At 69.0% G+C, this 20568-nt stretch carries 15 protein-coding genes and 1 riboswitch; of the genes, 9 read left to right on the forward strand and 6 right to left on the reverse strand.

What is annotated here, in order from left to right; translation table 11 throughout:
* Positions 1 to 6: 6 nt before the first annotated feature.
* From ACFFJK_RS11890 to ACFFJK_RS11905, 4 genes are all read left to right on the forward strand, one after another.
* Entirely contained in the window at positions 7 to 1086 is a 1080-nt protein-coding gene (locus ACFFJK_RS11890; RefSeq protein ID WP_379679366.1) for a branched-chain amino acid ABC transporter permease, read from the forward strand.
* Positions 1087 to 1305: 219 nt separating this feature from the next.
* Entirely contained in the window at positions 1306 to 1992 is a 687-nt protein-coding gene (locus ACFFJK_RS11895) for a choice-of-anchor J domain-containing protein (protein ID WP_379679367.1), read from the forward strand.
* A gap of 29 nt (positions 1993 to 2021) precedes the next feature.
* A complete protein-coding gene (locus tag ACFFJK_RS11900; protein ID WP_379679368.1) occupies positions 2022 to 2441 on the forward strand; it encodes a post-PEP-CTERM-1 domain-containing protein in 420 nt (139 codons plus the stop codon).
* Positions 2428 to 3870, forward strand: a complete 1443-nt coding sequence (locus ACFFJK_RS11905) for a PA domain-containing protein (protein ID WP_379679369.1) — start codon at positions 2428 to 2430, stop codon at positions 3868 to 3870. The genes ACFFJK_RS11900 and ACFFJK_RS11905 overlap by 14 nt, the downstream gene beginning before the upstream one ends.
* 138 nt (positions 3871 to 4008) lie before the next feature.
* On the opposite strand, the gene ppa is transcribed toward ACFFJK_RS11905, so the two are convergent.
* The 5 genes from ppa to hemC all read right to left on the reverse strand — a co-directional run bounded on the left by ppa (position 4009) and on the right by hemC (position 8840).
* On the reverse strand, positions 4009 to 4548 hold the full coding sequence (ppa, locus tag ACFFJK_RS11910; RefSeq protein ID WP_379679370.1) for an inorganic diphosphatase: 540 nt from the start codon (positions 4546 to 4548) through the stop codon (positions 4009 to 4011).
* 114 nt (positions 4549 to 4662) lie between these two features.
* Entirely contained in the window at positions 4663 to 5859 is a 1197-nt protein-coding gene (locus tag ACFFJK_RS11915; RefSeq protein WP_379679372.1) for a heme biosynthesis HemY N-terminal domain-containing protein, read from the reverse strand.
* A gap of 1 nt (position 5860) precedes the next feature.
* Positions 5861 to 6982, reverse strand: coding sequence for a uroporphyrinogen-III C-methyltransferase (locus ACFFJK_RS11920; protein WP_379679374.1), 1122 nt, complete (start codon positions 6980 to 6982; stop codon positions 5861 to 5863).
* Positions 6983 to 7036: 54 nt separating this feature from the next.
* Entirely contained in the window at positions 7037 to 7798 is a 762-nt protein-coding gene (locus ACFFJK_RS11925; protein WP_379679375.1) for a uroporphyrinogen-III synthase, read from the reverse strand.
* Positions 7791 to 8840, reverse strand: a complete 1050-nt coding sequence (gene hemC / locus ACFFJK_RS11930; protein WP_379679377.1) for a hydroxymethylbilane synthase — start codon at positions 8838 to 8840, stop codon at positions 7791 to 7793. Before hemC ends, ACFFJK_RS11925 begins: the two co-directional genes overlap by 8 nt.
* 118 nt (positions 8841 to 8958) lie before the next feature.
* On the opposite strand from hemC, the gene ppc reads away from it, so the two are divergent.
* The 5 genes from ppc (at position 8959) to bluB (ending at position 18125) form a co-directional block, all read left to right on the forward strand.
* Positions 8959 to 11823 carry a phosphoenolpyruvate carboxylase gene (ppc, locus tag ACFFJK_RS11935; protein WP_379679378.1) on the forward strand — a complete coding sequence of 955 codons (2865 nt, stop codon included), beginning with the start codon at positions 8959 to 8961 and terminating at the stop codon, positions 11821 to 11823.
* Positions 11824 to 11892: 69 nt separating this feature from the next.
* Positions 11893 to 12109: riboswitch (cobalamin riboswitch) on the forward strand.
* Between the two features lie 273 nt (positions 12110 to 12382).
* The gene (locus ACFFJK_RS11940; protein ID WP_379679379.1) at positions 12383 to 16648 is read left to right on the forward strand and encodes a cobaltochelatase subunit CobN; all 4266 of its coding nucleotides are present in this window, start codon (positions 12383 to 12385) and stop codon (positions 16646 to 16648) included.
* On the forward strand, positions 16641 to 17084 hold the full coding sequence (locus ACFFJK_RS11945; protein ID WP_379679380.1) for a MotA/TolQ/ExbB proton channel family protein: 444 nt from the start codon (positions 16641 to 16643) through the stop codon (positions 17082 to 17084). The genes ACFFJK_RS11940 and ACFFJK_RS11945 overlap by 8 nt, the downstream gene beginning before the upstream one ends.
* Entirely contained in the window at positions 17081 to 17434 is a 354-nt protein-coding gene (locus ACFFJK_RS11950; protein ID WP_379679381.1) for a hypothetical protein, read from the forward strand. Before ACFFJK_RS11945 ends, ACFFJK_RS11950 begins: the two co-directional genes overlap by 4 nt.
* Before the next feature lie 10 nt (positions 17435 to 17444).
* A complete protein-coding gene (gene bluB, locus ACFFJK_RS11955; RefSeq protein ID WP_379679382.1) occupies positions 17445 to 18125 on the forward strand; it encodes a 5,6-dimethylbenzimidazole synthase in 681 nt (226 codons plus the stop codon).
* A 44-nt stretch (positions 18126 to 18169) separates the two neighbouring features.
* On the opposite strand, the gene ACFFJK_RS11960 is transcribed toward bluB, so the two are convergent.
* Positions 18170 to 20377: a family 10 glycosylhydrolase gene (locus ACFFJK_RS11960; protein ID WP_379679383.1), complete on the reverse strand. Its 2208-nt coding sequence runs from the start codon at positions 20375 to 20377 to the stop codon at positions 18170 to 18172.
* Positions 20378 to 20568 lie beyond the last annotated feature (191 nt).

Raw genomic sequence — 20568 nt, forward strand, 5'->3', positions numbered from 1 at the left:
ACGAACATGCTGCACCGACTTCTTTCCGGCGACATGCCACGCAGCCGCACGCTGTCCGCCGTGCTGCTCCTGATCCTGCTGGGACTGGCCTTCGCGCCCTTCCTGACCTCGGGCGCGCGCCCGCTCAACACCGCCGCCACGATCTGCGTCTACATCGTGCTGGTGGCGTCGTACGACCTGCTGCTGGGCTACACCGGCATCGTGTCCTTCGCCCATACCATGTTCTACGGTATCGGCGCCTACGGCATCGGCCTCGGGCTGGCGCGGGTGGACGACGCAACCTGGGGCGTGGCGCTGACGGGCCTGGGCATCGCCCTGCTGCTGGCGCTGGCGCTGGCGCTCGTGATCGGCCTGTTCGCACTGCGCGTGCGCGCCATCTTCTACGCCATGATCACGCTGGCCGTCGCGTCCTCGTTCGCCGTCCTGGCTTCGCAACTGTCCGACTTCACCGGCGGCGAGGACGGCGTCACCTTCAGCGTGCCGGAGGTGCTGACGCCTGGCTTCACGCTGATGGAGAACGAGGTATTCGGGCGCGCGATCGACGGCAAGCTGCTCACCTACTACCTGGTGTTCTTCGGCTGCCTGCTGCTGTTCCTGTTCCTGCTGCGCCTCGTGAACTCGCCGTTCGGCCGCGTGCTGCAGGCGATCCGCGAGAACGAGTTCCGCGCCGAGGCGCTGGGCTACCGCACGCTGACCTACCGCATCTGGGCCAACTGCCTGGCGGCCCTGGTGGCGGCGCTGGCCGGCGCACTGATGGCGCTGTGGCTGCGCTACGTCGGCCCCGACACCACGCTCGGGTTCAAGGTGATGACCGACATCCTCCTGATCGTCGTCATCGGCGGCATGGGAACGATGTACGGCGCGGCGGTGGGCGCGGCGCTGTTCATCATTGCCCAGAACTACCTGCAGGGACTGATGCAGGCCGGTTCGAACGCGCTCGAGGGCGTGCCCCTGCTCGCCGCGGCGCTGCATCCGGACCGCTGGATGCTCTGGCTTGGTGTGCTGTTCATCCTGTCGATCTACTTCTTCCCGATCGGGATCGTCGGCAAGCTGCGCCTGAGCAGCTATCTCGCACGGCATAAATAAGGCGCTTCCCTTCGGCGGTACCCAACGGCCTCCCCTGTGGAGGCCGTTTTCATTTAGTTCCCTTCTTGCCTTTGAGCCAGGCCCGCCAACAGTCCCCAGCTGTTGAACAAATATCAATATTGCTTATCTTCTTGCTCATATCATAAAAGCAACAATGGTCTCGTCGTCAGCCAGCGCGAGTGGTCCACCATCCTTCTGGCTCAGCATGAAAGGGCAATCATGAAACGTCTTTCCTCGCTCGCCGGCGCGGCGCTCGCCGCCGCGGCCACGTGGGCACCAGTCTCCAGCCACGCGGCCGGCGTCGTCGTGCTCAATGAAGGCTTCGACAGTGTCGCGACCTTGTCGAACTGGGCGCAAATCAACCGCAGCATGCCGCCGGGCACCGGCTGGTTCCAGGGCAATGCCGATGTCTTCGGCGCCCACTCCGGCGCAGCCAATTCCTATGCCGGCGCCAACTACCTCAGCGCCGCCAACGGGATGGGCATGGTGGACAACTGGCTGATCACCCCGACCCTCAGCCTGAACGGCTTGAGCACCCTGTCGTTCTTCACGAACCGCGCCGGCGACCCCGGCTTCTTCGACCAGCTCGAGGTGCGCTTCGGCTACGGCAGCAACACCAGCGCCGACGGCTTCGACACCCTGCTGCTCACCATCGGCGGCGATGTCACCTTTCCCACGCAATGGGCGCAATGGTCGACGAGTCTCGATGTCCAAGGAGAAGGACGCTTCGCTTTCCGCTACCTCGGCGACGCCGCCACGCTCGACTATGTCGGGCTCGACACCGTCAGGGTCGTGACCGCCGTGCCGGAACCCTCGACCTACCTGATGCTGCTGGCCGGCCTCGGTGCGGTCGGCGCCTCCGCCCGCCGGTTGCGCAAGGGGGCGCCCGTGCCTTCGTCCAATTGAGCCCCATGCCACCGTTTCTGGAGACCGCCATGTCCAGCCACAAATTGATGCGATACCTGCCAGTCGTCGCGCTGCCGCTTGCCGCGCTGGCCCTTCCCGCCTGCGCCGCGCAGGACACCCCCAAGGATGCAGCCGCCCAGCAAGGGATGGTGGTCGTGCGTGACGCCCAGACCGGCGAACTGCGCGCGCCGACCGCAACGGAGATGCGGGCCCTGCAGCCGCGCGCCTCCGCGACCGCGGCCCCGGCGGCCGCCCCGAAGATGGTCACCGGCCCCGACGGCCGCCGTTCGGTCCGCCTTGGCGAACGCCATATGGTGTACTCGGTCGTGACCCGCGGCAGCGACGGCAAGCTCACCGACCAGTGCGTCCATGGCGTCCACGCGGCCGAGCAGGCAGTCAAGCAGCCGGCCCCTACCAAGGCAGAGGAGCATCGTCATGAAAGCCATTAAGTCCCTGCGCCGCATGGCCGCCGCGCTGGCCTACTCGCTGTCCATCGCCTGCGCCGGCGTCGGCGCCGCACAAGCTGCCGCCACCATCGTCATCGTCAACCAGAACGCCCCGGGCGAAGGCTTCAATGACCCGACCCCGGCCGCGCCGGTCGGAGGCAATCCCGGCACCACGCTCGGCGAGCAGCGCCTGATCGCGTTCCAGCGCGCGGCCAATATCTGGGGGGCGACGCTCGACAGCACGGTGACGATCCGCATCGGCGCATCCTTCGTGCCGCTGTCGTGCACCGCCAACAGCGCGGTCCTCGGTTCCGCCGGCGCCTACGAGATCTGGACCGACTTCGAGAACGCCCCGCGCGCCAATACCTGGTACCCGGCGGCGCTGGCAAGCAAGCTGGCCGGCGAAGACCTGACGGCGCCGGAAGACCCGCACATCATCGCGCGCTTCAATTCGCGGCTCGGCCTGTTCCCGGATTGCCTGCCGGGCTCGCCTTTTTACCTGGGCCTGGACAACAACGCGAACGGGCAGATCGACCTGGTCACGGTGCTGCTGCACGAAATGGCGCATGGACTCGGCTTCCAGACCTTCACCGACGACGAGACCGGCGAGCAGTTCTTCGGTATCCCGTCGATCTGGGACTACTTCCTGGTGAACAATCGCACCAATATCCCGTGGGTGGCCATGACCGACGCCCAGCGCCGCACCTCCGCCGTCACCTGGCGCGGCCTGTCCTGGAACGGCCCGAACGTGACCGCCGCGGTGCCGCAGGTGCTGGCCCCGCGCTCGAACCTGAACATCAGCGGCTCGAATGCCGGCGCCGCCACGGGCGACTATTACGTCGGCGATGCCTCCTTCGGTCCGGCGCTGGGAAGGACGCCCGTCAGCGGCCAGCTGATGCCGGTGGTCGACCAGCCGAACGGTACCGGGCTTGCCTGCACCCCGCTCAGCCTGAGCAATGCGGTTGCCGTGCGCAACAACGTCGCCCTGGTGGACCGCGGCACCTGCGACTTCGTCACCAAGGCGCGCAACGTGCAGGCCGCCGGCGCCATCGCCATGGTCGTGGTGGACAACGTGCCGGGCGACGTCATCGGCCTGAGCGGGAGCGATCCCTCGATCCGCATTCCCGCCGTGCGCATCACGCTGTCGGACGGCGTGGCGATCAAGGCTGCCCTGCAGCAGCGTTCGCGGACCAGGTCCGGCGTCGTTGCCACCCTCGGCCTCGACCCGACCCGGCTGGCCGGCACCGACCGCTACCGGCGGATCCTGATGTACACCCCCAGCATCAATGCGCCGGGCTCCTCGGTATCGCACTACACCACGGAAGCCAAGCCGAACCAGCTGATGGAGCCGTCGATCAACGCCGACCTGGATCACGTGGTCAAGCCGCCGCGCGACCTCACCTACCCGCTGTTGAAGGATATTGGCTGGTGATGCGCGGCTGGTGATGCGCGGCTGGTAAGCGCCGCAAGGCAGCGCTTCCAGCCGCTGCCAAAGCACCAAAGAAAAAAGCCGGCGCCCCGATGAGGGACGCCGGCTTTTGCGATGTGCGCGGTGCGCAGGCGCGGAATCTTATTCCTGGCCCTTGCGCTTGAAGGCTTCCACGCCGTTGGTGATCTCGGCCTTGGCGGCGTCGGCATCGGCCCAGCCTTCGATCTTGACCCACTTGCCCGGCTCCAGGTCCTTGTAGTGCTCGAAGAAGTGCTGGATCTGCTGCAGGCGCAGTTCTTCCAGGTCTTCCAGCTTCTGGATCTTCTTGTACATCGGCAGGACCTTCTCGACCGGGACCGCGATGACCTTGGCGTCGCCGCCGCCGTCGTCGGTCATCTTCAGCACGCCCAGCGCGCGGCAGCGCACCACCACGCCCGGCGGCAGCGGGAACGGGGTGATCACGAGCACGTCGCACGGGTCGCCGTCGTCGGCGATGGTCTGCGGCACGTAGCCGTAGTTGCACGGATAGTGCATGGCGGTACCCATGAAGCGGTCGACGAAGATCGCGCCGCTGTCCTTGTCGACCTCGTACTTGACCGGGTCGGCGTTCATCGGGATCTCGATGATGACATTGAAGTCGTTCGGCACGTCTTTGCCGGCTGGGACGTTATTCAGGCTCATGGAATTCCTTGGTTGCTGAAGAGTCAATAAAGGTTTGTCATTATAGCGAAACGCACCACGCTTGTGCAGCGCAGCAGCGGCAACCGTGTGTCGTCGAACCGTCCACCCGCGACATCAAAGAATGCTTGCCAGCGCGCACTGCCGGTAATGGTTCGCCGCTTCCTGTTCCTGTCCCAGCGCTTCGTGCATCTGCGCCAGCTTCAGGTGCGCCTCGCGCACCATCGGGGCCTCGGTGGCATCGGACAGCGCCTGTTCCAGGTAGCGCTGGGCCTTGCCCCACAGCTTCTGCTTGAGGCAGAGCGAGCCCAGGGTCAGCGCCAGCTCGGCGTCGAGCGGACGCTCCTTGAGCCAGGTCTCGCAATGTTCGATCTGCGCCAGCAGCGTCGGCGAGCCGGCCGGGCCGGCCGCTTCACGGTAGGCGCGCACCACGCGCTCGTCCCAGTTCGCCCTGAGCGCTTCCTCGGCAATGCCGCGCGCTTCGTCGTGCAGGCCGCGCGCATTGAAGGCGCCCGCGGCGCGTGCCGCGATGTAGGGCACGGTACGGTCCGCGGCCGGCACGCCGGCCCACACGCGGCGCAGCGATTCGGCGTCGTGGCCTTCCTCGCCCAGCAGCGCCTCGTAGGCCAGCTCGCGCAGGCGCGTCGACAGCGCGGGATGCAGGGCCTTGCGCTTGTCGAGGATGCGCACCAGGCGCAGCACTTCGGGCCAGTTGCGCGCCTGCTGGTGCGCCTTCATCGACCATTGCAGCGCGTGGATGTGGCGCTGGCCGCTGGCATTGAGTTCGGCCACCGCCTCGAGCGCCGCTTCCGGCTGGTGGTCGTCCACGAGCAGTTCCGTCACCGTCATCAGGCGCGCCGTCTTGAGCGAGTTGTCGTGGGCAATACCGGCCAGCCAGGCGTCGCGCCGGGCCGGCTCGCGCATGCGGTGCGCGGCCCGGGCCCCGATCAGGGCAGCCAGGCCGGCGTTTTCCGGCAGCTCGGCGGCGCGCATCGCGGCCTTTTCCGCATGGCCGAAGCGGCCCTCGAACAGCGCCTTGAGCGCGTCGCGCAGGCCGTTGTTGCCTTCGCGCTCACGCTTGCGCTGGCGGTAGGCCGCCACGCGCTTGGGCATCTTGAGCGTCGCATTCAGGGCCCTGACCAGGCCGTACACGACCAGGAACAGCAGCACCAGCAGCACGACGAACAGGTTGAGCGACATGTCGAGCCGGTGCGGCGGATAGAACAGCACCACGTTGCCCGGGTTGAAGCGCGCCGTCACGGCGATGCCGATGGCTGCGGCCATCAGCGCGACTAGCCAGAGTAGGAGCCGCATCTTATTGCTTCGCCTTGTAGTTGCGCACGGCGTTCAGGCTCTCGGCCAAGGTCGGCATCTCGATGTTCAGGTTGTTGGCCTGCACCTGGCGCAGCGCGGACTGGGCCGCCTGCGTGGCGTGGGCGCGCGTGTCGAAATACTTGAGCAGGATCTCCTGGGCGCTGCGCAGGTCGTCGCGGAACGACGCTTCGTTACGCGACAGCAGCGCCAGGCGCGCGTTCAGCAGGCGCAGCTTGAGATTCTCGCGCACGAAGAAGGATTCCGACGGCGACAACATCAGGGCTTCCGGCGTGTCGACGCTTCGCACCCGCACCAGCTGGCGCACGTCGTCCCACATCTCCTGGCTCCAGTTGCGCCAGGTCTGGGTCATGCGCGCGCCCAGGCTCAAGGGCTGGGGCGTGGCGGTGTCCTGCGCCTGGCGGGTGCCGCGGCTGGAGGCGGCCGGCAACAGCGGCTTTTCGTCGGACAGCATCGGCAGCGCGTCCACCTGGGCGATGACGGCGTCCAGGCGCAGCGCCACGCCGGCCAGGTCGAGCGCCGGCATGGCGCGCAGGCGCTCGATGTCGGCGCCGATGGCGCGGCGGATATTCAGGAACTGGGGCTTGTCCGAACGGCCCAGCGAGCGGTCGGCGTTCTGCAGCGCGATCAGGGCGCCTTGCACGTTGCCGGCCAGTTGCAACTGCTGGCTCGCCGTGTTCAAGACCTGCTCGACCTCGGTCAGCGCCCATTCGTCGCGGTTCTTCGACAAGTCCTGGTACAGCTGCTCCAGCGCCAGCTGCTGGGTCTGGGCTTCGGTCTGGCGGCTTTCCAGCACGCCAACCTTGATCTGGAGTTCCTTGGCCGTATCGGCCACGTCGCGTGCCAGCGCCGCCGTTTCCGCGTTCACGGCATTGCCTTTCTGCAGGCTCAGCGCCATGTCGCGGCGCAAGGTGTTGATCCGGCTGTGCGAGGTGACGGTCTGCACCGCCAGCAGCACGGCAAGGGCCGCGACCGCCAGCGGCAGCGGACGCAGCAAGGCCTGCAAGCCGCCGCCATGCGAAGGATGGGACGGCGACTTCTGGAGAGCGGGGCCGGCCGCATTGGCCGGAGCGGCCTGTTCTGGATGATTGGGCAATTCGTTCATTGTTTGTGATTGTATCGCGGCAATAGCGCCGCACCATACCGCCGCCACTATAAGCTATAAGGCCGCCAGCAAGCGTGCGTCGCCGGACCCGGTCAGCGTCACCCGCGTGCATCCCAGCGCCCGCGCCGTCTCGGCGATGCGCGCATGGGGAACGATCAGGTGCTGCTCCTGCAGCCGGGACAGGCCGGCGCCCGGGTCGAGCTGGCGCACCAGCGCGGCCAGGCCACGCAATGCTTCCGAGCTCGTGATTATCCAGTCGTTTTGCCCAGCCAGCAAGGAAGACAGCTGCCGGGCCAGCCCATCGGTCAGCGCCGGCACGCTGCGCCGGTAGGCGGCCACCGTCTCGACCAGGGCACCTGCTGCGCGAAGGGTGTCGGCCATCAGTTCGCGCCCGCTCTCGCCGCGCACGATCAGCACGCGCTTGCCGGCCAGCGCCGCCAGGTCGAGCCGGGCCAGCAGGTGCTCGGAATCGCTGAGCGCGGGGTCGGGCGGGGAATGGATGGTGGCATTCGCGCCGGTGACGCCATGGCGCGCCAGGGCGGCCCGGCTGCCCTCGCCGACCACGCCGATCGGCACCCCGGCCGGCCAGGCGGCAATGTGGGCGAAGGCCGCCTCGACCGCGTTCGGCGACACGAAGGCCACCAGCGCATAGGCCGGCAGCCGGGCCAGCGCCGCCCGCAGGGGAGCGGGGTCGTCGAGCGGCGCAATGTCGAGCAGCGGCAATACCACCGCCTGGCGGCCAAGGCCTGCCACGGCCTGCGCCAGCGCATCGGCCTGGGCGCGCGGCCGGGTGATGACGACCGTGGGTTCAGGCATCCTGCGCGTTGCCGGCAGCACTGTCCAGCCCGGACTCCGGCGCGGACTCCGCCGCCGCTTCCTGCTTGCAGGCCTCGAGGATGCCGCGTGCGTCCTGGTCGTCCAGCAGGATCGACACCTGCTCGCCGAGGAACTCGGGGTGCTCCCACGAACCGGCCACTTCCGCCTGCGCGATGCGCCGGCCGTCCGGCGTGGCGACCATGGCGCGCAGGCGCATGGTGGAGCCTTCGACGGTGGCGAAAGCCGCCAGCGGAATCTGGCAGCTGCCGCCGAACACCTTCGACACCTTGCGCTCGGCCGTCACGGCGCGCGCGGTGGCGTCGTGGTTCAGCGGGGCCAGCAGGGCACGCAGGTCCACGCCGTCGCTGCGCGGGCCGCTCAGGATCTCGATCGCCATCGCGCCCTGCCCCGCGGCCGGCAGGCTGTCCTCGGGCGCGAGCAGCGCACGGATGCGCTGGGGCAGGCCGAGGCGGATCAGTCCCGCCGCCGCCAGGATGATGGCGGCATAGTCGCCGCGGTCGAGCTTGCCCAGCCGGGTATCGAGATTGCCGCGCAGCGGCTTGATCACCAGGTGCGGGTAGCGCGCCGCGATCAGCGACTGGCGCCGCAGGCTGCTGGTGCCGACCACCGCCCCCGGCGGCAGCTCGGCCAGGCTGGCGTAATCGTTCGACACGAAAGCATCGCGCGGGTCTTCGCGCTCCAGCACGGCGGCCAGTTCGAAACCTTCCGGCAGTTCCATCGGCACGTCCTTGAGCGAATGAACGGCCAGGTCGGCGCGGCCTTCGGCCATCGCCACTTCCAGCTCCTTGACGAACAGGCCCTTGCCGCCGACCTTTGACAGCGTGCGGTCCAGGATCTGGTCGCCCCGTGTTGTCATTCCGAGAATATTGACACTACACTGCGGATATAATGCGGCGAGACGTGCGCGCACGTGCTCCGCCTGCCACATGGCCAGGCGGCTCTCGCGGGATGCGATAATCAGCTTCGCGGGCGCTTGCTGCGCCGATTCATTTGCTTTCAACACCGATTCTTTCACTGTCATCTAGCCTACCAGGACGATGCCGGTAAACGGCCCATGCATAAGATCACAAATTTTAGCATGGGGCTCTTGCAGACCATGGCCAACCGCCATCGCACAATCAACTTAACTTGTGGTCGATATGGATAATCCTGCTGCATCAACAAACCCGGGCGCGCTGCGTGACTCGCCACGCGACGCCGACAAGGACGCGCCGCTGAAAGAAGACATCCGCCTGCTCGGCCGCCTGCTCGGCGACGTGCTGCGCGACCAGGAAGGCGACGAGGTGTTCGAGATCGTCGAAACCATCCGCCAGACCGCCGTGCGCTTCCACCGGGAAGACGACCCGAAGGCCGGCGAGGAACTGACCGGCCTGCTGCACAAGCTCACGCGCGACCAGACCATCTCGGTGGTGCGCGCCTTCTCCTACTTCTCGCACCTGGCCAACATCGCCGAGGACCAGCACCACATCCGCCGCCGCCGCGCCCACCTCATGCGCGGCGCCGCGCCGCGCCAGGGCAGCGTGGCCCACGCCCTGTGCAAGCTGCGCGACGCCGGCGTGCCGCAGGAGGCGGTCGAGGGCTTCTTCAAGGACGCCTTGATCTCGCCGGTGCTCACCGCGCACCCGACCGAAGTGCAGCGCAAGAGCATCCTCGACGCCGAGCACGACATCGCCCGCCTGCTGGCCGAGCGCGACCGCGGCTTGACGCCCAAGGAATTGCAGCGCAACGGGCAACTGCTGCATGCGCGCATCGCCACGCTCTGGCAGACCCGCATGCTGCGCTATTCCAAGCTCACGGTGGCCGACGAGATCGACAACGCCCTGTCCTACTACCGCATCACCTTCCTGCGCGAAGTGCCGGGCCTGTACGACGACATCGAAGCCGAGATCGCCGCCCGCTATCAGGGCGAGGGCGAGGACGAGCAGGCAGGCGGGAGTGCCGGCCTGGGCAACGCGCAGTACCTGCAGATGGGCAGCTGGATCGGCGGCGACCGCGACGGCAACCCGAACGTCAACGCCGACACCATGCGCCATGCGCTGGTACGCCAGTCGACCACCATCCTCGAGTTCTACCTCGACGAAGTGCATGCGCTGGGCGCCGAGCTGTCCGCCTCCACGCTGCTGGTGGCGGTCACGCCCGCGATGCAGGCGCTGGCCGACGCCTCGACCGACCAGTCCCCGCACCGCAGCGACGAACCCTACCGCCGCGCGCTGATCGGCATCTACGCGCGCCTGGCCGCCACCGCGCGCGAACTGGGCGTCGACCACATCCTGCGCAAGGAAGTCGGCCACGCCCCGCCCTACCTCGACGCCGGCCTGTTCGCGGCCGACCTGGAGGTCATCGCCGATTCGCTGCGCGCCAACCACGGCGAGATGCTAATCGCGCCGCGCCTGGCCGGCCTGATGCGGGCGGCGCGCATCTTCGGCTTCCACCTGGCCTCGCTCGACATGCGCCAGAGCTCGGACGTGCACGAGCGCGTCCTTTCCGAACTGTTCGCCCGCGCGCAGGCCGAAGCCGACTACGCGCAGCTTCCCGAAGAGCGCAAGGTGGCACTGCTGCTGGCCGAACTGGCCCAGCCGCGCCCCCTGTACTCCCCGTACGAGAGCTATTCGGAGGAGACCAATTCCGAGCTGGCCATCCTGCGCACGGCGCGCGACATCCGCCTGCGCTACGGCAGCCGCGCGATCCGCAACTACATCATCTCGCACACCGAGACCGTCTCCGACCTGCTCGAAGTGCTGCTGCTGCAGAAGGAGACCGGCCTGATGCGCGTCGCGCATGGCGGCGCGGGCGTCACCAGCGAGGTGATGGTGATCCCGCTGTTCGAGACCATCCCCGACCTGCAGAGGGCAGCCGGCATCATGGACGAATGGATGTCGCTGCCTCTGGTGGCGAGCGTCATCGAGAAACAGGGCCGGCTGCAGGAAGTCATGCTCGGCTACTCGGATTCGAACAAGGACGGCGGCTTCCTCACCTCGAACTGGGAACTGTACCAGGCTGAGCTGAAGCTGGTCGACGTGTTCGCCGCCAAGGGCGTCAAGCTGCGCCTGTTCCACGGCCGCGGCGGCACCGTGGGCCGCGGCGGCGGCCCGAGCTACGACGCGATCCGCGCCCAGCCGCGCGGCACCGTCAACGGCCAGATCCGCCTGACCGAACAGGGCGAGATCATCGCCTCGAAGTTCTCGAATCCCGAACTCGGCCGGCGCAACCTGGAGCTGCTGGTGGCCGCGACGCTGGAAGCAAGCCTGAGCCCGCAGGCGGACGACGCCGGCAACGGCGCGACGGGAGGCGACCTGGCGCGCTACGAAACCGTGATGGCCGAACTGTCCGCGCGCGCCTACAAGGCCTACCGCAACCTCGTGTACGAGACCCCGGGCTTCACCGACTACTTCTTTGCCGCTACGCCGATCGCCGAGATCGCGGAACTGAACATCGGCTCGCGCCCGGCTTCGCGCAAGTCGACGCGCCGCATCGAAGACCTGCGGGCGATTCCCTGGGGCTTCTCGTGGGGCCAGTGCCGCCTGCTGCTGCCGGGCTGGTTCGGCTTCGGCGCCGCGGTCAGCGGCTGGCTGGCGGACGGCGACCGCGAGGAAAGGATGGCGCTGCTGCGTGCGATGTACCGCGACTGGCCGTTCTTCGCGACCCTGCTGTCGAACATGGACATGGTGCTGGCCAAGACCGACCTCGCGATCGCCTCGCGCTACGCCGGACTGGTGGCGGACGTGGAACTGCGCGAGCGGATCTTCCGCCGCATCACGGCCGAGTACGGAGAAACGCTGCGTTGCCTGGAAGCGGTCACCGGCGTCACCGAACGCCTGGCCGGCAACCCGCTGCTGGCACGCTCGATCCAGAACCGCTTCCCCTACCTCGATCCGCTGAACCACCTGCAGGTCGAACTGATCCACCGCCGCCGCAAGCTGGGCGACAACGTGGATCCGCGCGTGCACCGGGGCATCCACCTGTCCATCAACGGGGTGGCGGCGGGCCTGCGCAATACGGGCTGAACGCGGTCCGCATAGCGGGAACGACCCACGACAAAGATGTCGTGACAACAACTCGGCCGGACGGTACAATCCGGCCGTTACGCGATTGGTGCCTTCCTGCAGGTCTGCAGGAGGGTGAAACGGGAAGCCGGTGACGCGCGGGATAGCCATCCCCGCCAGTCCGGCGCAGCCCCCGCTGCTGTAAGCCTGACGACGCTGGCCGGACGCCACTGTGCATCGCACGGGAAGGCAGGGCCAGCGAAGGAAGAAGGCGAGCCAGAAGACCGGCCAGTCACGATGCACTTTGCAATGCCCGGGGTGTGGCATTGCCGGTTGGCTGTCCCTCGTTTTCCTTCGGTCCGGGTCATGACACCGTCCAGTGCGCGCGGCTTTCGTGCGCCCTGGATGCGCACGGCTTTTCCATGGAGCACAGGGCCTGCCTGGTTTTCATGCGCGCCCTGCGTGCTTCACTGGTCGACCCGAACTGAGCGCCCGTACCTTCGTCCGCGCCTGCCTCCTCGCAGCGCTGCTGTGTCTCCTACCCACCCTGCCCGTTCGCGCCGGCACCCTGCTTGCCATCGTGACCGAACGTGCGGCGCCAACCGCCGTCGAAGCAGCCCATCGCCACCTGGCGCGGCATCCGGAAGACCGCATCCTGCTGCGCACTCCGGCCCAGCTCATGGCGGCCAGCGGCGGCGACGTCGCACGCTGGATCCGGGGTGCCGACAGCGTACTGGCGGTCTCGGTGTTCGGCGACCCGGCGCGGCGCCTGAAGGACGCCCTGGCAAGCCACGCCCGCCCGGGCACCGAGGTCCTGGCCTTCAATGGCGAAGCCACGCTCAGCCTCATGACGCGCGGCCGCCACGGCAGCCTGGCAGGCTTTCCGCCCGAAACCCTGCGCCAGCTGTCGAACGAGACGCCGCCGGAGGCGGCCCTGCGCGCCGCCGCGGCGCATCCGGCGGCAAGCCGCTGGCTGGCCGCGCGGCGCCTGTGGCAAGGAAGCGGGATGGACAATACGGCGGCCCTGTTCGCCCACCTGCTCGCACCGGCGACGCCGCTGGCGGCGCCGCGCCCGGAGCCCGCGCTGCGCCTGCGCGCCGGGCAGCGCGAACTGGCCGACGACGCGGCCTGGGGCCGCGCCGCCGAGCTCGGGTTGGCGGACAAACCCACCGTCGTGGTGCTCGACCTGGCCAACATGGACGGCATCGTGCCGGACGCACTGTGCCGCCACATCGAACGGCAGGGCCAGCCCTGCGTGCAGGTCCTGAGCCGCTGGGGCGGCGCCTCGCGCGAGGCGCTGGAACGCCTGCCCGAGCTGATCGCACCGGCGCGTCCGGCTGCGCTGGTGGTGCTGCAGGACTTCGTGGTCGGCGCGGCCGAGGGCCGCGAGGCGGTGGAGGCGGCGTTCCAGCGCCTCGACGTGCCGGTGTTCAAGGCCATCCGCATGCTCGATCGCAGCGCCATGCAGTGGCGCCTGTCGCCGGACGGCCTGGCCCCGGACTCGGTGCAGTACCGCGTCGCCCTGCCCGAACTGCAGGGCATCGGCCAACCCGTCGCCGTGGCCGCGCTGGGCCAGGCCCGGCACGATCCGAAGACCGGACTCGAGCATCGTCCGCCGGTGGTGCTCGATGCGGAAGCGGGCCGCCTCGCCGCACGCGTGCAGCGCTGGCTGGCCCTGCGCGCCAAGCCCAATCGCGACAAGCGCATCGCCCTCATCTACTACAACCACCCGCCGGGCCGACAGAACATCGGCGCCGACAACCTCGACGTGCCGGCATCGCTGTTCGACATGCTGCATGCACTCAAGGCCGCCGGCTATACGGTCGGCGACCTGCCCGCCTCGCCCGAGGCGCTGCTGGAACGGATCATGGCGCACGGCGTCAACCTGCCCGAAGACCGCGCCGCCCTGCGCGAACTCGCACCGGCGGTCAACGGCGTGGCCGCCGGGGACTACCAGCGCTGGTTCGCCACGCTCCCGCCGCGCGTGCAGGGGGAAATGACAGGCGGCCTGCTCGGCCGCCTGCACGCCGACGTGCTCGACGCCGAAGCCGGCGGCGAGCAGGTGCTGGGTCGCAAGCGCGCAGAGGTCGTCATCGCGGAGCTGCAGCACCTGGTCGAAGGCGCCGACCACCCGCGCCGCGAAGACGCGCTGCGAGACCTCGCAAGCCTGAAACAGGGCTATCTCGCCTGCCTCGGCGATCGCCCCTCGCGCCGCTGCGCTACCCTGGCTGCGCTGCAGCGGCGCCTGGTCCGTTTCGGCATCGAAGGCATGCGCGGCTGGGGCCCCGCTCCCGGCAAGGTGATGGTCGACAGCGGCAAGCTGCTGGTGCCGGGCCTGGTGTTCGGCAACGTCTTCATCGGGCCCCAACCGCCGCGCGGCTGGGAAGTGGACGAGGAGCTCCTGCACGCAAACACCAGCATCACGCCGCCGCACCAGTACCTCGCTTTCTACCATTGGGTGCGCGACCGCTTCCGGGCCGACGCCCTGGTCCATGTCGGGCGTCACTCGACCTATGAATTCTTGCCCGGCAAAGCCGTCGGGCTGGCCGCCGACGACTACCCGAGCCTGATCGCAGGCGACCTGCCGGGCATCTATCCCTACATCGTCGACGGCGTCGGCGAAGGCACGCAGGCCAAGCGGCGCGGCCTGGCCGTGATGGTCGACCACCTGACCCCGCCGCTGGCCGCGACCCCGTTGTACGACGAACTGCTGTCGCTGCGCCAGGTGGTCGAAAGCTTCGAGGCCGCCGGCTCGGAGTCGCTCAAGGCGCAGGCAGCAAGCCTGATGCGCGAACGGGTGGCGCAGCTGAACCTGCGCGCCGAGCTCGAAGCCTCGATGGCCGACGTGCTGAAGGTGCGCGGCATCGGTTTCGACGCGGCCGAGGACGACCTGCTCGCGCACGAGATCGGCCACTTCCTGACCAAGCTGCAGGAGAAATTCATGCCCCATGGCCTGCACGTGTTCGGCCGGCCGTGGGAGCGCAAGTCGCTCGACCTGATGCTGGACTCGATGCGCCAGGGCGGCACCGTCGATGCGGACATCGAGCGCAAGCTGGCCGCGTCGCCGGCGCTGGAGATGCGCGCCTTGCTGGCGGGCCTGGAAGGGCGCTACATCGAGCCGGGCAAGGGCAACGACCCGCTGCGCTCCCCGGAAGCCCTGCCGACCGGGCGCAACTTCCATGCGGTCGACGGCGACATCCTGCCGACCCGCCTCGGCTACGGGCTGGGCGAGCGCCTGGCCGCCCAGGCTGCCGATCGTCCCTCCACCGTGGACGACGGGGCGGGCAGCGAGGGCATCATCCTGTGGGCCTCGGACGCGGTGCGCGACGAAGGCGTGATGGTGGCCTTCGCACTGGCGATGATGGGCGCCGAGCCGGTATGGAATGCGCGCGGCGTCGTCACCGACGTGCGGCTCAAGCCGGATGCCGTGCGGCGCGACGCGATCGTCACCACCTCCGGCCTGTTCCGCGACCTGTACCCGAACCTGATCCGCCTGATCGACCGTGCCGGCCGGATGGCGCTGGCCGCGTCCGCCGCCACGCTGGCCGAACGGGAACCCGGGCTGCACGAAGCCCTGCAGGCGGCACTGGCGCCCTTGCCGGGCGGCGGCGCATGGGGGCGCGAGCCGCTCGAACGCAACCGCGTGGCGCGCGAATGGCTGGCGCGCACGCAAGCCCTGCAGGGCGGCGGCATGCCGCTTGCCCAGGCCGGCCACGCAGCCGTGCAGCGCGTGTTCGGCGATGCTCCCGGCGCGTATGGCACGGGCGTCAACCGCCTGACCGAGCGCTCGGGCGCATGGCGCGAGCGCGGCGAACTCGCCCGCGCCTACCGCCTGCGCATGGGCCATGCCTACGGCATGGACGCGGACGGCGAAGCGAGCCATGCGGCATTCGACGCCGCGCTCGGCGGCATCGCCCGCACCTACCACGGCCGCGCCAGCAACCTGTACGGACTGCTCGACAACAACGACGCATTCGACTACCTGGGCGGCCTGTCCCTGGCCGTCGAGACCCGCACCGGCCGTGTGCCGGAGGCCCTGATCCTGCAGCACGCCCAGCCGGGACGCGCCGACGTCGAGCCGCTGGCAGCGAGCCTGCTGGGCGAGCTGCGCGGCCGCTTCCTGAACCCTGCCTGGCTCAAGCCGCTGATGGACCACGGCTACGCCGGCGCCCGTACCATGGGACAGGAATTCATCGAGAACCTGTGGGGCTGGCAGGTAACGCGTCCGGACCTGGTGAAGAACTGGGCGTGGGACGAAGTCAAGTCGGTGTACTTCGACGACCGCTACGAACTCGGCCTGCCGCAATTCCTGGGCCGGCGCCACAACGCCCACGTCAAGGCGCACATGCTGGCTGTGTTCATGGTGGCGGCCGAAAAAGGCTTCTGGCAGACCGATCCCGCCACCATCCGGCGCCTGGGCGGCGAGCTGGCGCGCCTGGTCGCCGCCAACGGCCTGCCCGGCAGCGGGCACACCGCGCCGGCGCACCCGATGTGGCAATGGCTTGCGCCGCAACTGGACGCGGCCGATGCCCGGCTGCTGGGCGTGACCCTGGCAAAGGCGCGCGGCGAGCTGCTGCCGGCCACGGCAAACGTACCGGCGTCGCCCGCGTCGCCGCGCCTGGCACCCTCGCCGGCGCCATCCGCAGCCCCCGCTCCCGCTCCCGCCCCCGACGCCACGGCAGCCCCGCGCGCCTTCGAGCTGAGCCGCCTGGAAGAACCGGCGACGCCGGCCGGCCGGCGCGTCGCCCAGGTGCTCGGCGCCCTGGCCTGCGGCCTGATCCTGTTCTCGCTCGGCCTGTGGCGCGGCCGCCACCACCCCCAACCTTCCAGGAGATTCCATGCTTGATGTCTTGTCCTTCGCCTGGCTGCACGATGCGGTCAGCTGGTTGCTGGCGCCCGCGTTGGCCGCCCTCTTGTTCGCCTGTGCGGTGACGCTGGTGGAAGCCGGCATCGCCGTCGGCGAACGCTTCCATGGCCTGCCCAGGCTCGGTGCGGCCGGCGACGTCGGCCGCGTCCATGCAGTGGCGCGCCGGCGCCTCGAGCGCGCCGACCTGCTGGCGCGCATTCCACCGATGCTGGGTTTGATGGCCACCATCATTCCCCTCGGCCCGGGCCTGGCGGCGCTCGGCCGCGGCGATCCCGCCCAGCTCGCCAGCGCCGTCACGGTGGCCTTCGACGCCACCGTGCTCGGCCTGGTGGCAGGCATCGGCGGCCTCGTCATCGGCAAGCTGCGCCGCCGCTGGTACGAAGAGACCCTGGAAGCGATGGAGGGCGCGGCATGAGCGCAGTGAACGGCACAGTGAACGGCGGCGCGGTGCGCGGCGGCAGGCCCGCGCGCCTGCGCCTGTATTCCCGCCTCGATGCCCGCTTCGACCATGGCGACGAGGACCCGCGCGCGAGCCTGGTCAATCTGGTCGACGTGATGCTGGTGTTCGCCTGCGGCCTGATTGCCGCGATCGCGGGAACGCAGGGCGCACGTCCGGTGCCCCAGCCGGTCGAGAAAGGGCGGCAGATCGAGCGTCCGGCCGACGGCGCCGGCCAGCCCGGCAGTGGCTACGACCGGGTGGGCGAGGTCTACCGCGATCCGAAGACCGGCAAGCTGGTGCTGGTCGAACCGCCTGCCGCGAAGTAGGAAGGAGCGCATGAGCAGCCACGCCTTCTCTGCGCCCGAGGTCCAGGGCGTCTACCGCGCGATCCGGGAGCGGCGCGACATGCGCCACTTCCTGCCCACACCGATCGAGCCGGACCAATTGACACGCTTCCTGGAGGCGGCCAACAGCGCGCCGAGTGTCGGACTGATGCAACCATGGCGCTTCATCCGGATCGCGGACCGCATGCTGCGCCAACGGATCCATGCCCACGTCGAGGAGGAGCGCGTGCTGACCGCGCAGGCGCTCGGCGGGCGTGCCGACGAATTCATGCGCCTGAAGGTCGAAGGCTTACGCGACTGTGCGGAAGTACTGGTGGTGGGGTTGATGGACGAGCGCGAACCCTACGTGTTCGGCAGGCGCACGATGCCGCAGATGGACCTGGCGTCGGCTTCCTGCGCCATCCAGAATTTCTGGCTGGCCGCCCGCGCCGAAGGCATCGGTGTCGGCTGGGTGTCCCTGTTCGATCCGCAGCAGGTCCGCGCGCTATGCGGCATGCCTCCCGGCAGCCTGCCGATCGCGATCCTGTGCGTGGGCCACGTCGAGGAATTCTATCCGGCCCCGATGCTCGAGGCCGAGGGCTGGGACCGGCGGCGCGCGCTGTCCGGGATGCTGTACGAGGACAGCTGGGGAAAGGCCGCTCCTACCCCTGCGGCGCCCGCCGGAGACCGTTGAACCGCCGCGGCCGGCGGCCACTCGACGGTCTGTGGGGAAGCATCTCAGCCTGGACACATGCCGAGCGTACTCCCCTGCTTCAAATGCGCCTGCACCGCATTCGGCGCCACGCACACCTGGACCGCCGGATTGCCGGCGCTGCCCGTCCCGTGGCACACCGCCACCTTGCCGTCGCCGCAGCGCGCATCGATCACCGTCACGGTCGCCGTCGCTTGCGCGAAGCAGCTCTCCGGGCTGGCGGCCTGCGCGGTGATGCGGAAGCTGCCGGCCGCGCCTGGTGCGAAGCTGGTCACCGCACCGGTGGTCGAGGATAGCCCTGCCGCCGGGCTCCAGCTGAAGGTCGAGCTGCCGGCCGCGTCGCTCGCACGCAAGGTGACGCTCTGCGGGCCATAGCCGAGCGCGATGGTATTGGCCGGCAGGCCGGTCTCCTCGCCCGCGCCCGGCGTCACGGCGATCGCCGGCTGCGGCACATGGCCCAGCACCTGCACGGTGGCTTGCGCGCTGGCGCTGTTGCCGCCCTTGTCGACTGCGCTCAGCTCGACCTTCTGCGCGCCGATGTCCGAGCATGCGAACGTGGTGCGCGAAGCCGCCAGGGATTCTACGCCCCAGTTGTCGGTCGTGCCGCCATCCAGGTCGCCCGGCGCCAGCGTGGCCGTGCCGTTCGCCAGCCGCAGCGACACATCGCGCGTGCGCACGGTCGGCGCCTCGACGTCGTTGCTGACGGTCGCTGCGTGCGGGCTCTCGTTGCTCAAGCGGTTCAGCGCCGTCACCGTGTAGTAGTAATACTGGCCCGGACCCACGGTCCGGTCGACGAAGGCGCCGGTTGCGGTATCGGTCACGCCCAGCAGGTTGGCGGACGACTCCAGGTCCATCTCGCGCACCGGCGAGCGGTAGATCGCATACCTGCGGGTCTTCTCGAACTCGTCCGCGCTGTCCGGCGCCGTCGCCCAGGCCAGCTGCACGGCATTGTCGTCGCCGATCGTTGCAGCCAGTCCCGCCGGCGCAGGCGGCGCGGCCGTGCCCTTCCAGGCCATGACCGGCAGCAGGGCCGGCCTTGCATAGGTGCTGTTCTTCAGCGATGTGCGGTAGCCCAGCAGATCGCCCTGCAGGAAGGCGTGGCGGAAGTGGATCTGCCCCGAAATGTTCCCGTGCGCGCGGTTCATCGCGATCTGCCTGTCGATCTGGCCCGGGTCCGTCCAGCCGACCGTGTTCACCTTGTAGTCGGCCAGGCCGATGTACATGTGGCGCTCGTAGGCGTTGTCGTTCCACCACGGCACCAGGAGCTGGTAGTCCGAGCCCGCCTGGCCGATGTACCAGTAGATCTGCGGCGCCAGGTAGTCGACCCAGCCCTGCCGGATCCAGGTGCGGGTGTCGGCGAACATCGAACTGTAGTGCTGCGCCGCCCAGCTCGCGGTCGGCGAGCCCTCGGCCGCATCAAGGCTGCTGCGATAGATGCCCGACGGCGAGACGCCGAACTTCACCCACGGCTTCACGGCGCGGATGCTGTCGTTCACGCGCGCGATCAGGAGGTTGATGTTGTCGCGGCGCCAGTCGGCACGCCCGGCAGCGGTGTCGGGGAAGCCGCGCGGGTCGGCGTGGTAGGCCGCGTCGTCGAGGATGGTGCCGCTCGGGTAGAAGTAGTCGTCGAAGTGGATGCCGTCCACGTCGTAGCGGTTGACGATGTCCATGATGACGTTCACGACGTGGTCGCGCACCGCGGGCAGGCCCGGGTTCAGGATCTTGACGGTGCCGACCGTCAGCATCCACTCGGGATGGGTGCGCGAGACGTGCTCCGGCGCGTACATGGCGGCGTTCCCCTGGTTGGAGGCGGTGGCCACCGCGCGGTAGGGATTGATCCAGGCATGGAATTCCATGCCGCGCTTGCGGGTCTCCTCGATCGCGAACTGCAGCGGATCCCACATCGGCGACGGCGCCCTGCCCTGCTGGTTGGTCAGGTAGTAGGACCAGGGCTCGTAGCTGCTCGGGTACAGGGCGTCGGACTGGCTGCGCACCTGCAGGAAGGCCGCGTTCATGCCGGTGGCCTTGTTATGGTCGAGGATGGCCGCGAGCTTGGCCTGCTGCTGGGCCGGGGTGTCGGTGCGGCTGGGCCAGTCCAGGCTGATATGGGTACTGATCCACACGCCGCGCATTTCGCGCTTGGGCGCCGCGTCTTGCGCCGCGGTCTGGGCATGGGCGAGGGAAATGGAGGCGGCGAGCATCGCGGCTGCCGCTGCAAGCAAACGTTTTTTCATGTTGTGGGTGTTTTGCAGGGTTGTCGTGAACGCCCGCTGGAACCCGGGCGCTGGTGGCGGTCCCCCGCGCCTCTCCACGCGCCAGAGTGTTGCCATCCGTGAAACAGAGTACGACGGGGAAATGTTGACAACCAATGAATTTCACAGCGGCCGGCATAACCCGAATGCATGAGCAGTTATCGCGGCGAATG

The organism is Massilia consociata (assembly GCF_042432755.1).
GTDB classification, from domain to species: domain Bacteria; phylum Pseudomonadota; class Gammaproteobacteria; order Burkholderiales; family Burkholderiaceae_D; genus Telluria; species Telluria consociata.